Below are 14,166 nucleotides of genomic sequence, written 5' to 3'. Positions count from 1 at the left end.
GGAACGGACATGAAACGGCGCCTGCTGCAACGGATTCGGGTCCCCCTGGGGACGCTCGCCGCCGTGTTCTATTTCTGCTTCGCCCGCCCCGACGCCGCCTGGTTGGCGGCCGGGCTGTCCCCTCTCCTGGCCGGGGTTTCCCTGCGCCTGTGGGCCGCGGGGCACATCCGCAAGAACGAAGACCTCGCCCGCAGCGGCCCCTACCGGTTCACCCGCAACCCCCTCTACCTCGGCAGCCTCCTGATGGGCGTGGGGCTCGGCATCCAGAGCGGGATCTGGTGGCTGGCCCCGGCCTTCCTCCCCCTCTTCCTGCTGGTTTACCTCGCCGTGATGAAGCAGGAGGAGAAGGACCTCGAAAACCACTTCGGGGAACGCTTCCGGGACTACCGCGGCCGCGTCCCCCTCTTCCTCCCCCGGCCGGGCCGGGCACTGCCGCCCGCAGAGGGCGCCTTCTCCATCACCCGGGCCTGGAAAAACCGCGAGTACAACGCCCTCCTGGGGACGCTGGCCGCCGAGGGCGCCCTCCTCGCCAAGGCCGCCTGGCCCTCCGTCCATCTCTTCCGGTGAGTGACCCATGAAACCTGTCATCGAAATCCGCGACGCCGGCAAGAAGTACAACGTGTACAAGCGCCCCACCGACCGGCTCAAGGAGATGGCCTGCCTTGGCCGGCTCCACCGTCACCAGGAACTGTGGGCCCTGCGAGGGGTCAGCCTGAGCGTGACGCCCGGGGAGACCCTCGGCTTCGTCGGGAGCAACGGGGCCGGGAAGAGCACCCTGCTCAAGCTCATCACGGGGATTTCCCGCCCCTCCGAGGGCGACATCACCGTGCGGGGCCGGATCTCCGCCCTCATGGAACTGGGGGCCGGCTTTCACACGGAGTTCACCGGCCGAGAGAACATCTACATGAACTGCTCGATCCTGGGGATGAGCCGGAAAGAGATCGACGAACGCCTCGACGACATCATCGCGTTCTCCGAGCTGGGCGAGTTCATCGACCGCCCCATCCGGATCTACTCCACCGGGATGTTCATGCGGCTCGGGTTCTCCGTGGCGGTCTTCACCGAGCCCGACATCCTCATCATCGACGAGATCCTCGCCGTGGGCGACGAGTACTTCCAGAGCAAGTGTTTCCGCAAGATCCGGGAGTTCAGGGACAAGGGGAAGACCATCCTCTTCGTGTCCCACTCCATCAACTCCGTGCGCGGGCTCTGCCGCCGGGCCCTCTGGCTGGACGGCGGACGGGTCGTGGCCGACGGCGACAGCGTGGACGTCACCAACCGGTACCTCAACTTCCAGCGCCGCCGCATCGGCGAGCGCATGATCCTGGACGGGGCCGCCGTCGAGTACCTGCGGGAGGATCTTCCCGGCCCCGGCGAGACGGAAACGGCCGAGGCACCCGGGCCCGGGGCCCCCGCCCCCGGGGCGGCCGCCGAACCTCCGGCCGAGGCGCCGCGCGACACCCGCAGCGAGCCCCTCCCGGAGCCGCAACCCGCCCCGGAGGCGGCCCCTTCCCTTTCCACGTCCGGGACGGAGCGCGCGTCGGAACGGGCCGAAGGGCGGCCGGTGCCCTGCCCCCGCACGGGGACCCGGGAGGGCGAGATCTGGAAAGTGGAGTTCCTGGACGCCGAGGGGAAGGTCCGGACGGCTTTCGAACACGGGGAGCCCCTCGTCGTCCGCCTGCATTTCCGGTCGAACGGCCGGGTCCCCAACCCCAACATGGGGGTGTCCATCTGGCGCAACGACGGGATCCTGGCCTACGGCACCTCCTCCGCCAAGGACGGGGCCAGCCTCCCCGAACTCCCGCCGGAGGGGTACCTCGACTTCATTCTGGACGACTGCACCCTGATGAGCGGCGAGTACGAGGTTTCGGTAGCGATCTTCTGCCCGGACGACATCCACCCCTACGATTTTCACGATCGGCTCTACCCGCTGCAGGTCATGGCCTCCCGGCGGGACGAGGGCGTGCTCTGGACCCCCCACCGGTACCGCTACGTGCTGGACCGGGGCCGCCGGGTGATCGAGCACGTCGCCGGGCGCCACCCCGTGCCCGCCATGACCAACACCGCGACGGCCGCGAGCGGCCGCCTCGAGACCGAAGCCGGAGAACCCTGACATGGACGCCACCGACCTTCGCAAACTTCTCGAGTCCGTCGCCGGCGGCGGCACGGACGTCGAGGCGGCCCTCGACCGACTGCGCCACCTCCCCTTCGAGGACATCGGCTGTGCCCGCGTGGACCATCACCGGTCGCTCCGGAACGGTTTCCCCGAGGTGATCTTCGGCCGCGGCAAGTCCGCGGAGCAGGTGGAGGCCATCGCCGGGCGGATCCTGGACCGGTCGGCCAACCTCCTCGTGACCCACGCCGGACCGGGGGTTTACGAGCGGTTGACAGCCCGGTTCACCGGGCTGGAGTACCACCCCGACTCCCGCTGCATCACCCGGCAGACCGACTTCACGGACTACGGGGAGGGGGTCGTCCTCGTCATCACCGCCGGGACCGCCGACATCCCCGTGGCGGAGGAGGCCCGGCTCACGGCCAAGATCATGGGAAACCGGGTGGACTTCGTCACCGACGTGGGCGTGGCCGGCATCCACCGGCTTCTGGACGTCCGGGACAAGATCTTCGGCGCCCGCGCCATCGTGGCGGTGGCCGGGATGGAGGGGGCCCTCCCCAGCGTCGTCGGGGGCCTGGCCTCCTGCCCCGTGATCGCCGTCCCCACCAGCGTGGGCTACGGCGCTTCCTTCGGCGGGGTCGCCGCCCTCCTGGGCATGCTCAACTCCTGTGCGTCCAACGTGGTGGTGGTGAACATCGACAACGGCTTCGGCGCCGGTTACACCGCGGCCCTGATCAACCGGAGGAGAGCTGTTTAGGCGGCAGGGCTCGCTGGATGACTTTGGAGCGCGATGGGACGAAAAAAACCCAAAGGCCGACGGGTCTGACAAGTCCGACAGGTCAGACAAGTCAGACAAGTCAGACAGGTCAGACAGGTCAGACAGGTCCGAGCCGGCGCGACGGGCGTGAAGACGTGAACGGCAAGAAAAACCCCAAACCCGGTGAAAGACACTCAGCACCCGGCCTTCGCCCCGCAACCCTGGCCGCGGCGGCGACCCTCGGCGGGCTGGCGGTCTCCCTGGCGCTGGCGTACGCCAGTGACGGGGCCTACCACGACGACGACATCTGCCACTACCTTTTCGCCCGGGACGCCTGGACGGACCCCAACGCCCTGCTCCACTGGTGGGCCCGCCCCGGTTACAACTTCCCGGCCGCGCTGGCGGCCCGGTTCTTCGGGTTGGCGGGCTGCCGGATCCTGAGCGGCCTCATGACCGCCGCCGTCGCCTGGCTCGCCTGGCTGATCGCCCGTCGTCTCGTCGACGACCGGCGCGCGGCCGCCCTGGCGCCCGCCCTGGTGTGGCTCCAACCCCTTGCCCTGACCCTCAGTTTTACCACCCTGACCGAGACCCCCGCCGCCCTCTACCTCACGGCCGGGACCTGGCTCTTCCTGCGCGGGAACCGGGTCGCCGGGTGCGGGGTGCTGAGCCTCCTCTTCGTCACGCGCCTGGAAACCCTGGCCCTGGCGCCCCTGCCCCTGCTGCTCTTCGCCCTCGTGGACGCGGCGGAGCCGGCCGGGCGGGCGGGACGCCGACCCGGCAAGGGCCCGGCCACGGAATTTCCCCCGGGCGCGGCGTTTCCCCGGCCGGGGGCCCTCGTGCGCAGCCTGCTGGGAGCGCCCCGGAACTGGGCCTGCGGCGCCGTGCTGATGTGGGCGCCCGTGGCCTGGTGCCTGGCCTCCGCGGCACTGAGGCTCGACCCCGGCAGTTCCGTGCTCCACCTCTTCAGCCGCCCCTACTCCTCGGAGTACGGCAGCGGGCCCGCCTGGCATTTCCTCGGGGTGTGGCCCGAAGCCGCCTCCTACGGCCTCGCCGCACTGGCGGTGACGGGAGCCTTCGCCGCGGGCCGGCGGGGGCTGCTCGCCTCCATCCCGGCGGGCGCCTTTCTCGCCCTCCAGTCGCTCCTCTTCGCCCTGGGAATCTTCGCCTCCGGGGGCTACGCCCGTTTCATGGTGACCCTGGCCGGCCTCGTGGGCGCCCTGGCGTCCGCCGGTCTCGCCGCGGGCCTCGGCGCAGCCCCCGGCCGCGCCCGGGCGATCCTGGGACCGGCCGCGCTGGCGGCGCTGGTCGTCGCCACGGCCCTCGTCCGCCCCCTGGCCCACCCCGCGGCCCTGGTCGCGCTGGCGGCGCTGAGCCTGGCCTACGGTCTCTGGGCGGCTTGGGCGGCCCTGCCCTTCCGGAGGCGGCTGACCCGCGCCTTCACCGTCGCCTGCGCGGGGCTGGCCCTGTTTCAGTCAGCGCTCATGGTGCGCCCCCTCAACCTGGGGGACAGCCCCCTGAGCTCGCTGATCCGGGACGGGTCCCGGGTGGCGGTCACCCCCCGGCTTTCGGGCCGAGCCCTCCTCACCCAGCACGTGGCCGCCGTCTACATCCGGCGGAACGGAACGGTTTACGCCTACTCGAACCCGGACGCCCGGGCCCGGTGGGAAGCCGCCCCACCCGGCACCCTCTTCCTCTGGGACAACAAGTACTGTTACAAGAAACACACCGCCGCGGACCTGGAAGAATCCCGGGATCTCTGGAAGGCGCTGTACCGACAGGGGCGGGTCCTCTACACCGGACGCCGGGAGGGGTGGGCCGTCGTCCTCTTTGAGAAGCGGGGGCCGGGGAGCGCAGCGGGGCCTGAAGCCCCCCCCCTCGAAAGCTTCTCCACGCCCTGGCCCTGAACTCACTCCGCGCCGTAGGTCTTCTCCCCCGCCCGGACAGGGAAATCCAGGCGGTTCTCCTCGGGCGGTCGCGGGCAATTGTAGGTGTCGGCATAGTTGCAGAGGGGGTTGAAGGCGGTGTTGAAGTCCAGAACCAGGTCCTCCCCGGCGGGGTGTGGAACTTCCAGGAACCGCCCCGCGGGGTAGGTTCCCTTTCCCGTGGTGGCATCCCGGAAGGGGATGAAGAGGGTCTCCGTCCCCGGCCCTTCGGGCGACGTGGTGAAAGCGGTCAGGCGCTGCGCTTTCCCGCCGTGGAGAAAACGGATTTCGGCGTAGCGGAAGAACTCCTTCCGGAGATTCCGGCTGGTGAGGAGCGTCACGGTTTCGGGTCTTTCGAAGCGGACGAGCCGGGCCCTCACGGCGAACTCCGGGCGGTAGGGAAAGTAGGCGAGTCCCTTGAACGAGGTGACCGCCTCGCGATCCGGGTCGAAGCGGATGAGCACCAACCCGGACGGCGACGGGTAGGCCGCCACCGTCTGCCGCCCCACGGGGAACTCCTGTCCGGGGAGGATTTCCCCGGACCGGGTGCCCGGGGTTGCGCCCCGGGGCCGGGACGGGCCGTTCACGGCCGTCCAGGCCCAGCGCCCCTCGCTGAACCGGAGCCCGAAGAGGGCCCCCGGCGGGGCCTGTTCTCCCAGGGAGAACACGTCGGGGTACGTCCCGAGCCAGGCGGTTTCCCCGGGCGCCACCGACCGCCGGTCCGCGGCGGCCATGGGCGACGTGGGAGCGGAGCGGAACTCCGCGTCCTTCTTCGTGCGATCCGCCAGCACGGCTTTCCGCCGCTCGGCGGGCGACGGGGGCCCGTCCCCCGGGGCAAGCGAAGCCCCGAAGGCCACCAGGGCCGCCAACCCCAGGAAAACAGCGGAACCTGCCGGACGGCTGAACGTTCTTCGCATCGCAACCTCCCCGGCCGCCCTCACGGCTGCCGAGGGGCATTATACACCGTTCCCCGCCGGCCCGCCCCCCTTTCACCCCGTCTTCTCTGCTCCCGGCATCGGACGGTTGACTTCCGGGGCCGGTTGGTTGACAATTCCCGGGTGGTGTGACACGGGGGGGGGGCAGCCCCCCGGGCATGCCCCACGGACGGCCCGTTTTCGCACGGGATCATCGAAAGGAGCCACCCATGAGAGTGACGGGAATCCTCTTCGCCCTGGCCTTGTTCGCGTTCGCGCCAAGCCTCGCGCTCCCCCCGGACGACGACGCGAAACGGCCGGCGGGGCTGCAATCGCCCTACGTGCCGGACCTCTTCCACCACCAGTTCGCTCCCCCCGAAGCCGATCCGGTGAACGGGCCCGAGGCCGGGGAGCTGCAAGGGCTGATCCGGGACGGGAAACTTCGGCTGAGGCTGGAGGACGCGATCCGGCTGGCGGTTCGGAACAACCTGGATGTCCACCTTCAGCGCCTGGAGATCCGGGACCGCCACCAGGCGTACTACCAGTCCGAAGCCCCCTTCGAGCCCGTCTGGTCGCAGAATTTCGCCTACGCCCAGGACAAGGACCCCTCCCCCTCCACCGTCACCGGCATCTTCCACAACTGGACCCGGTCGATCTCCACGAACCAGGTCGTCTCCAAGTACTTCCCCACGGGCGCCACCCTCGCCGCCGACATCAGCTTCCAGCGCTTCGAGAGCAACCAGAACCAGGTCCTGTTCTCCCCCAGCTACATCGGCACCCTGACGTTCAGCTTCAACCAGCACCTTCTCCGCGGCCGGGGCCGCGAGGTGAACCGCGCTCCCGTTCTCATCGCCCGGAACGCCTGGAAGATCGCGGAGTCCGATTTCCGGCACAAGCTGGAACAGTTGGTCCTCGACGTGGAAAAGCAGTACTGGGACGTCCTCTACGCCCGGACCGACCTCGAGGTGAAGCAGGAGTCCCTGCGCCTGTCCGAAAAGACCCGGGACGACACCTTCGCCCAGGTCGAGGCCGGGACCCAGCCGGAACTCAACCTCTACAAGGCCAGGGCCGAGACGGCGCGACGCCTTCAGGAAGTCATCGCCGCCGAGACGACGCTGCGAAACCTCCAGCAGAAGCTCCTGGGCACCCTGACCCCGGCGGGCCCCCCGATCGTCGGACCGGCCCTGGCCGTGGAACTGGAAGCCCTGGACCCGCACATCGAGGAGGAACCCCTCTCCTTCGCCGAGGCCGCCGATCGCGCCGTGGAGCGACGGGGGGACGTCCGGAGAGCGAAGATCGGCCTGGAGAGTTCCGAGATCGCCCTCAAGCAGGCGAAGAACCGCCTGCTCCCCGCCCTCGATTTCAGTGCCTCCTACACCCAGCACGGCCTCAAGGGCGGCCTCAAGGACCTCCCGGGTGTCAACCCCGACCTGATCGCCGCCTTGAACAACGAGTTCTCCGGGAACGGGTGGGAGTCCCTCGGCCAGATGATGCGGGGGCGCTACAACGGCTTCGCCCTCCAGCTCTCCCTGGTGATCCCCATCGGGAACCTGGACGCCCGGGCCGCCTACGCCCGGGCCACCATCGACCGTGACTACCAGGGTGCGCTCCTCGACCAGGCCCGTCAGCAGGTCGTCCTCACCCTTCAGACGGTCTACAACAACCTGGAACGCGACCGCGGCCTGATCGCGGCGTCCCGCGAGGGGCGTGTCCAGGCGGAGAAAGATCTCGAGGGGGAGCAGGCGAAGTTCGAAGCCGGCGTGTCGGTGATCCGGGACCTGCTGGAGTCGCAGCGCAACCTCGCGCAGGCCCGCTCCCAGGAGGTGCTGGCCCGGATCGCCTACCGGAAGTCACTCCTCGACTATTACTTCGCCACCGCCCAGTTGCTGGACAAGCACGGCATCCAGGTGGCCCCTTCCCTGGAGCGTAACTGAGCCCGTTCACGCCGTAAAATCGATTGCTCCCTGCCGGGAAGTGTGATATAGACAAATTTCTGCCAGTGATTTGCGCGTGGCCAAGGTTCCGGGTTTGCACTCCAGACCGACGAGAGGGGGAAACGGGGGAACGTCGGGGGGGTGATGCATGAGCGGTTCAACGAGGATGAAGGGAGATAGAGGATGAAAAACGTTGTTCTTTTCTTCGGGTTCCTTGCGTTGCTCGTGCCCTTTTCCCCGGCCCAGGACCCGGCCGCGAACCAGGACGACCCTTTCAAGAACGTCCAGTCGGGCAATGCGGCGTGGGTGTCCGAGTGGCTCGAGAAGGACGGGAACCCCAACCTGGCCCTGCAGGACGGATCGACCATCCTCATGTTCACGGGGGTGGGCGGCAGCGTGGAGGTTGCCCGGGCGCTCCTCTCCAAGGGCGTCAAGGTCAACGCCGCCAACAAGGACGGCTTCACGGCCCTCATGTACGGCGCGGGGAACGGTCACGCCGACTTCGTGAAGCTCCTGGCGGAAAACGGCGCCGACCTGGAAGCCCGGAACCGGAACCAGTTCACCGCCCTGATCATCGCCGCCGCCAACGGCCAGGCGGGGGTTGTCCAGGTTCTCCTGGAAAAAGGCGCGAGGGCCGACGCGCGCACCAACATGGGGTGGACCGCCCTGATGTCCGCGGCCAACGACGGTTTCATCGAGGTGGTCAAGCTGCTCCTCGCCAAGGGGGCCAAGGTCGATACGCGGAGCAACGACGGGAAAACCGCCCTGATCCTGGCCGCCGCCAACGGCCAGACGGCCATGGTGGAATTCCTCCTCGCCAACGGGGCCGACCCCAAGGCCACGGACGACAACGGCAAGACCGCCCTCTCGCTGGCCACCGACATCGGGCACACGGAAGTCGTGAAGGTCCTGGAAGCCCATGGGAAGTAGGCTCTGTGGGGGGCTGTAGGGCTGTAGGCTGTAGGTCCGGAGGGGCTCCTATCGGTATCGGAATCGGTATCGGTATCGGTATCGGTATCGGTATCGCCATCGCCATCGCCATCGCCATCGCCATCGCCATCTCGTATTCGCCATCGCAGTCTCAATCGCAGTCGGGTCCGCCCTCGCCCTCTTCACTCAATACCCCGGATACCACATCTTCTTGTTCCTATTGAGATATGGATCGAAGGCAACACCGGGCTCCCGCCGCCTTCGGGGCGGGGTTACCCGTGCGACGCGGTGTTTTACCCCCGGGGGAGGCGGCAGGTACGGAGAGGTCGTTGTCGGTTGCGGTTGCGGTTGCGATACCGATGGCGATTGCGATGGCGATACCGATGGCGATACCGATGGCGATACCGATGGCGATGGCGATTGCGATGGCGATGGCAACTGCGATTGCGACCCCGATACCGATACCGATGAGAAGACCTCCGCCCTACAGCCTATAGCCTATAGCCTACAGCCTACTCGTAATGCAGACACTCGATGGGGTCGAGGCGCGCCGCCCGGGTGGCGGGCCACACGCCGAACGCCAGCCCGATGAGGACGGACAGGACCAGTGCGGTGGTGACCGCCCAGAGGGGGATCACCGCCGGGATCGCCGGGAAGAGCGCACTGATGAGCATCCCGAGCGTGGTGGCCGCCAGGATCCCCGCCAGCCCCCCCATCCCCGTCAGGGTCATGGCCTCGATGAGGAACTGGATGGTGATGTCCTTCCGACGGGCCCCGATGGCCTTCCGCACCCCGATTTCCCGCGTCCGCTCCTTCACCGAGACCAGGAGGATGTTCATCACCCCGATCCCGCCCACCATCAGGCCTACGGCGGAGATGGCGATGGTCACCAACCCGACGCCGGCGGTGATGTTGTCGAACTGGGAGATGATGGACTCGGAGGTGGACATGGAGAAGTCGTTCTCGTCCGCCGCCTTGAGCTTACGCTCGGAGCGGAGGACCTGCTCCGACTGGTCGAGGGCTTTCTGGAGCATCCCCTCTTTCGCCTTGATGACCAGCATCACCCAGTCGTCCTGGGGGGAAACCCGCTGCAGCGTCTTGAAGGGGAAGTAGATCATGTTGTCTTCCTCGTTCTCGCCGAAGAAGGTGGTCTTCTGCTTCGCCGCCACGCCCACCACGATGAAGGCCTTGCCGGCGATCAGGACCTCCTTCCCCACCGGGGTGGAGAAGGGGAAAAGGGCCTTGGCCACCTCGGGCCCCAGGACACAGTTCTGGATCCGGTGGTCGTCGTCGGCTTCGTTGAGGGGGCGCCCAAGGGCGATCTCGATGCTGGTGGTGTCGAAGTACCCCGGGGAGACCCCGCGGAACTCCCCGTCCTTGTACTCGTTCCCCTGGTACTTGACGGGGCCGCTGAAATTGCGCGGGATGAGGAAATAGCCCACGGAGTCCACGGCGGGGCAGCGGCGGCGTATGGTTTCCCCGAATTCCACCCGGAGGGGCTTGCGCTGCCACTCGCGGCGGGACGGGGGCCCGGTGCGGATGCCGGTCTCGAGGTGGAAGGCGTAAATGTTGCTGGTGCCGTACTGCTCGATCATCTTGACCAGGTTCCCCCGCATCCCGGTCAGGATGGAGGCCACCAGGACCACGGTCACGATCCCGATGAAGACGCCCAGGACCGTCAGGAAGGACCGGAACTTGTGGGAACGGATGGTCTGGAAGGCCTGGCTGACGTTTTCGAGCCAGATGCGTCGGCGTTGGGCAGGGGTCATCATCATGGGCGGTCACCTCTCAGGTTTCGTACGACAAGGCCCGGATGGGGTCCAGCTTGGAGGCCTTGGCGGCGGGGTACAACCCCGCCAGGATCCCGATCCCGCCCGACACCGTCAGGGCCAGGATGATGTAGCCGCTGGTGATGCTCAACGCGAATCCCAGGGCCGCCGTCATGGCCGCGCAGAGGGTCCAGGCGCCCAGGATGCCGAGGCCGCCCCCGCACATGCCCAGGATCCCCGCCTCCAGGAGGAACTGGAGGAGCACGTCGCGCCGCCTCGCCCCGATGGCTTTCCGGATGCCGATCTCCCGGGTCCGCTCGGTGACGGAGACCAGCATGATGTTCATGATGACGATCCCCCCCACCAGGAGGGCGATGAGGGTCACAGGGGTGACCACCATGGCCACCACCCCGGCGAAGCCCTCCACCTGCTGGTTGATCTCGTCGGTGGACATGATGTCGAAGTCGTCGGCGCGGGTGAACGCGAGGTGGCGCTTGGCCCGGAGGATCCGGCGCACCTCCTCCTGGCAGTCCTCGAAGTTCTCGGGCGTCGTCTTGACGCGCAGGGTCAGCCCGCGCCGCAGGCCGAAGATCTTCTGGAACACCGTGTAGGGGATGTACATCAGGTTGTCCATGTTCATCCCGAGGAAACTCCCCCGCTTCGTGAGCACCCCGACAATGGTGAACTCCACTTCCCTCACCTTCAGGGTCTTCCCGATGGGGTCCACGTTCTGGAAGAACTCGTTGACCAGGTTCCACCCCACCACGCAGACGGGGCGTGCGCGTTCCACCTCGAACGGCTGGAAGAACCGCCCCGCCTCGACCGAGATATTGCTGATCTCGTGGATGTTGGCCGTGGCCCCGATGAAACGGACATCCCAGAGGTCCTTGCCCTTGAGGTGTATGCTGGCGCTGGTGCCCGTGTCCACGGCCACCGCCTTGGCCAGCCTCGACTTCCGGAGGACCTCCTCGTAGTCGCTCCCCAGGATGTCCCGGTGGGTTCGCATGCGGCGCTCCCACTCCTCCCGGCTCATGTTCATCCCCGCCACCTTCGCGACGATGAAGGAGTGACTCCCCAGGATGCTGGTGATGTTCTCGGTGACGTAGAGTTCCATGCCGCTGATGAACGCCCCGACCACCACCACCGACGCCACCCCGATGATGATGCCGATGAGGGTGAGGAAGGACCGGAGCTTGTTGCTGAAGATGGAGAAGAGGGCGATTTTCAGCGCCTCCCAGAAGACGGGGAAGGCGCTGAGGACCGGGACCCGGTGGAACCGACGCACGCGCCCGTTGGGGATGACCATGTCCGTGGATGCCATGAACGCTCCTTCACCCGATTCAAGCGCTTTATACGGCGGAGGGGGGAAGAATGTTCCAGAAGCCTGAAGGCTGTGGGCTGAAGGCCGCAGGACGGGAAAGGAGACCGGAGCCAGGGAGCGGGGAGAGAAGCGGGAAGGGCCGCTGAAGCAGGGGTGTCCGACTTGTCCGACTTGTCGGACTTGTCGGACTTGTCAGACTTGTCAGACTCGTCGGACTCCCTTCTCCTGTCTTCTGGATTCTCTCCCCCCTTTAGTGCTACCCTGTCGGCCGGAGAGAGCCATGGGTAACGCGAAACGCACAGCAGAGCCCGACTGTCCTCAGCCAGCCCCTCTGAGAAGGCCGGGCGCCCGCTCTGCCCTCCCTTCCGTGGACCGGCTCAACGGCTGGGAAAAGACCGGGCTGGTCCTGGTCCTGCTGGTCAGCCTCGCTTTCGGGGCGCTCACCGTACTCCGGTCCGCTTACCTGAAAACCCGCCGCACCGACGCCGACGTCTACTTCCGGGCCGCCTGGGCCGTGCGCGCCGGGGACAACCCCTACCTCGTGAAGGACACCAACAGCTGGCACTATCACTACCCGCCGCTGATGGCCATCCTCCTGGCGCCCCTGGCGGTCCCCCCCGACGCCGCCGGCGCCACCCGCGCGGACGGCTGGGTCACCTACCCGGTGGCGGTGGCGGTCTGGTACGCTCTCGGCCTGGCGGCCCTGGTTTTCGCCCTCCACCTGGCCGCCAGGGGTCTCGAGCGGGCATGGGGGGTCCCGCGCCTGCACGACCCGCCGCCCTCCGGCCGGCCCTGGTGGCGGCTGCGGCTCTTCCCCCTGCTGGCGTGCGTCGTGCCGGTCGGCTTCAGCCTGGTCCGGGGGCAGCCCAACACCCTCCTGCTGCTGGGCATGGCGGGTTTCGCCGCCGGCTGGCTCTCGGGGCGTTTCGCGTGGGCGGGCCTCTGGCTGGGGCTGGGCGCCTGCGTCAAGCCCTACCTGGGGGCCGTGCTCCTGGCCGCGCTCTGGAAACGCCGGTGGCGAGCGGCGGGCGGTTTCCTGGCGGGGCTGGCCCTGGGGCTGGTCGTGATTCCCGCCGTGCTGGTGGGTCCTTCCCGAGCCGTCGAGCTGACCCGCGACTTCTACGAACTTCGCCTGAAGGGGCTGCTCACCGGGGAGATGGTCCCCGAGATCCGCCTCGAGCTGGACGTGGTCCCCGGCAACTTCCCCTCCTACGGGGTGTCGCTGTTCAAGGCGCTCCACCCCGACCCCGCCGCCCGCCCGCCGGTGATGCCGGACGGCTACCGGTGGTTCGGCGCCGCCCTGGCGGCGGCCCTCGCCGTCACGACCCTGTGGGCCTGGGGGTGGCGGGAACCGCCCGGCGGCCCCCGCCCGGCGCGCGACCTGCTGGCGATCGGCGCCCTGCTCGCCGTCGCGGTCCCGGCCATGCCCACCTGCAAGCCACACTACTACGCCCTGGCCCTCCCCCTGGTGACCGGTCTGATCGCCTGGGCGTGGGAGCGCCGGGGCGCGCCCCGCACCGGTCCCGGGCTGAACCTCCTCCTCCTGTGCTACGCCGTGGTCATGGCGGTGGAACAGCTCCCGGGCCTGAAGTTCCTCCGGGAATTCGGGGTCCTCCCGCTGGCCACCCTCGCCCTCTGGGCCGCCGCCCTGAAACTGCTCCTCGAAACCCCTCCGCAACCGTCTCGAGAACCTCTCCCCGCCATCGAATCTCAAACCTCGGAAAACTAAAAATCGCGGAGCATGATATGATAGTTGCAGAGTAATGAGGGAGGTTCTTGTGGAATTCACTCGAATCACTGTCAACCCTGGCCAGATGGGAGGGGTACCCTGTATCCGGGGGCTCAGGATTCCTGTCGCCACGGTAGTTGGGATGGTAGCGGATGCAATGACCTCTGAAGAGATTCTTGCAGCCTATCCTGACCTTCAGATCGAGGATATTCAGGAAGCCCTTCACTTTGCATCCATGGCGGTTGCGGAGAAGGCGATTCCCGTTCTGGCCACCTCATGAGATTCCTGATAGACAATGCGCTGTCTCCCCGCCTGGCCCTGTTGTTGAGTGAAGCTGGGCACGATTCCGTACATGTCCGGGATCTGAACCTTCAGAACTCTGCAGACCAGACCATCTTCGACCTGGCCGCACTGGAAGGACGGATTCTTGTTTCAGCTGATACCGATTTCGGTACCATTCTCGCCGTATTGAGATCGACAATGCCTTCGATCATCCTCTTTCGACGAGAATCCGATCGACGGCCAGAGAATCAACTGGCCCTTCTTACCCGCAACCTGCCTTCGATCACTGAACACTTGGTCAAAGGGAGCATCGTGGTGCTTGAAGAGAAGCGAATACGGATTCGGTCCCTCCCTCTCTGACCCATTGGCGTCACTTTCAACTCACCTGCCTTCCATACGAACTCTTTTCTCCAAAGGTGGGAATCCCGGGCCGTTCGTGGTATGATCCGCCCTTGTGCGTTCGTGTGGTTCGTGTGGTTCGGGGTTCCGAACCGT

At 67.4% G+C, this 14,166-nt stretch carries 12 protein-coding genes; 9 read left to right on the top strand and 3 right to left on the bottom strand.

The window, feature by feature from the left end:
• Positions 1 to 9: 9 nt before the first annotated feature.
• The 4 genes from KA419_00210 to KA419_00195 all read left to right on the top strand — a co-directional run bounded on the left by KA419_00210 (position 10) and on the right by KA419_00195 (position 4,774).
• Entirely contained in the window at positions 10 to 567 is a 558-nt protein-coding gene (locus KA419_00210; GenBank protein ID MBP7864340.1) for an isoprenylcysteine carboxylmethyltransferase family protein, read from the top strand.
• A gap of 7 nt (positions 568 to 574) precedes the next feature.
• Entirely contained in the window at positions 575 to 2,113 is a 1,539-nt protein-coding gene (locus tag KA419_00205; GenBank protein ID MBP7864339.1) for an ABC transporter ATP-binding protein, read from the top strand.
• Position 2,114: 1 nt separating this feature from the next.
• Positions 2,115 to 2,870, top strand: coding sequence for a nickel pincer cofactor biosynthesis protein LarB (gene larB / locus KA419_00200; protein ID MBP7864338.1), 756 nt, complete (start codon positions 2,115 to 2,117; stop codon positions 2,868 to 2,870).
• A 155-nt stretch (positions 2,871 to 3,025) separates the two neighbouring features.
• Positions 3,026 to 4,774, top strand: a complete 1,749-nt coding sequence (locus tag KA419_00195) for a phospholipid carrier-dependent glycosyltransferase (GenBank protein MBP7864337.1) — start codon at positions 3,026 to 3,028, stop codon at positions 4,772 to 4,774.
• Positions 4,775 to 4,776: 2 nt separating this feature from the next.
• On the opposite strand, the gene KA419_00190 is transcribed toward KA419_00195, so the two are convergent.
• A complete protein-coding gene (locus KA419_00190) occupies positions 4,777 to 5,709 on the bottom strand; it encodes a DUF1684 domain-containing protein (GenBank protein ID MBP7864336.1) in 933 nt (310 codons plus the stop codon).
• A gap of 227 nt (positions 5,710 to 5,936) precedes the next feature.
• On the opposite strand from KA419_00190, the gene KA419_00185 reads away from it, so the two are divergent.
• The gene (locus tag KA419_00185; GenBank protein MBP7864335.1) at positions 5,937 to 7,640 is read left to right on the top strand and encodes a TolC family protein; all 1,704 of its coding nucleotides are present in this window, start codon (positions 5,937 to 5,939) and stop codon (positions 7,638 to 7,640) included.
• Positions 7,641 to 7,823: 183 nt separating this feature from the next.
• Positions 7,824 to 8,570 carry an ankyrin repeat domain-containing protein gene (locus tag KA419_00180; protein ID MBP7864334.1) on the top strand — a complete coding sequence of 249 codons (747 nt, stop codon included), beginning with the start codon at positions 7,824 to 7,826 and terminating at the stop codon, positions 8,568 to 8,570.
• Between the two features lie 512 nt (positions 8,571 to 9,082).
• On the opposite strand, the gene KA419_00175 is transcribed toward KA419_00180, so the two are convergent.
• Both KA419_00175 and KA419_00170 read right to left on the bottom strand, forming a co-directional pair.
• Positions 9,083 to 10,345 (bottom strand): ABC transporter permease, encoded by a 1,263-nt coding sequence (locus KA419_00175; protein MBP7864333.1) that lies wholly within the window; start codon positions 10,343 to 10,345, stop codon positions 9,083 to 9,085.
• Positions 10,346 to 10,358: 13 nt separating this feature from the next.
• Positions 10,359 to 11,660: an ABC transporter permease gene (locus tag KA419_00170; protein ID MBP7864332.1), complete on the bottom strand. Its 1,302-nt coding sequence runs from the start codon at positions 11,658 to 11,660 to the stop codon at positions 10,359 to 10,361.
• A 280-nt stretch (positions 11,661 to 11,940) separates the two neighbouring features.
• On the opposite strand from KA419_00170, the gene KA419_00165 reads away from it, so the two are divergent.
• The 3 genes from KA419_00165 to KA419_00155 are packed head-to-tail and all read left to right on the top strand — an operon-like array spanning position 11,941 to position 14,031.
• Positions 11,941 to 13,389 carry a DUF2029 domain-containing protein gene (locus KA419_00165; protein MBP7864331.1) on the top strand — a complete coding sequence of 483 codons (1,449 nt, stop codon included), beginning with the start codon at positions 11,941 to 11,943 and terminating at the stop codon, positions 13,387 to 13,389.
• Positions 13,390 to 13,423: 34 nt separating this feature from the next.
• A complete protein-coding gene (locus KA419_00160) occupies positions 13,424 to 13,669 on the top strand; it encodes a DUF433 domain-containing protein (GenBank protein ID MBP7864330.1) in 246 nt (81 codons plus the stop codon).
• Positions 13,666 to 14,031 carry a DUF5615 family PIN-like protein gene (locus tag KA419_00155; GenBank protein ID MBP7864329.1) on the top strand — a complete coding sequence of 122 codons (366 nt, stop codon included), beginning with the start codon at positions 13,666 to 13,668 and terminating at the stop codon, positions 14,029 to 14,031. Before KA419_00160 ends, KA419_00155 begins: the two co-directional genes overlap by 4 nt.
• Positions 14,032 to 14,166: the final 135 nt, after the last annotated feature.

Source organism: Acidobacteriota bacterium, assembly GCA_018001935.1.
In the GTDB taxonomy this organism is placed as follows: domain Bacteria; phylum Acidobacteriota; class JAAYUB01; order JAAYUB01; family JAAYUB01; genus JAGNHB01.
Note: the sequence above shows the minus strand (reverse complement) of the source record. Positions and strands in the feature narration are given on the sequence as shown.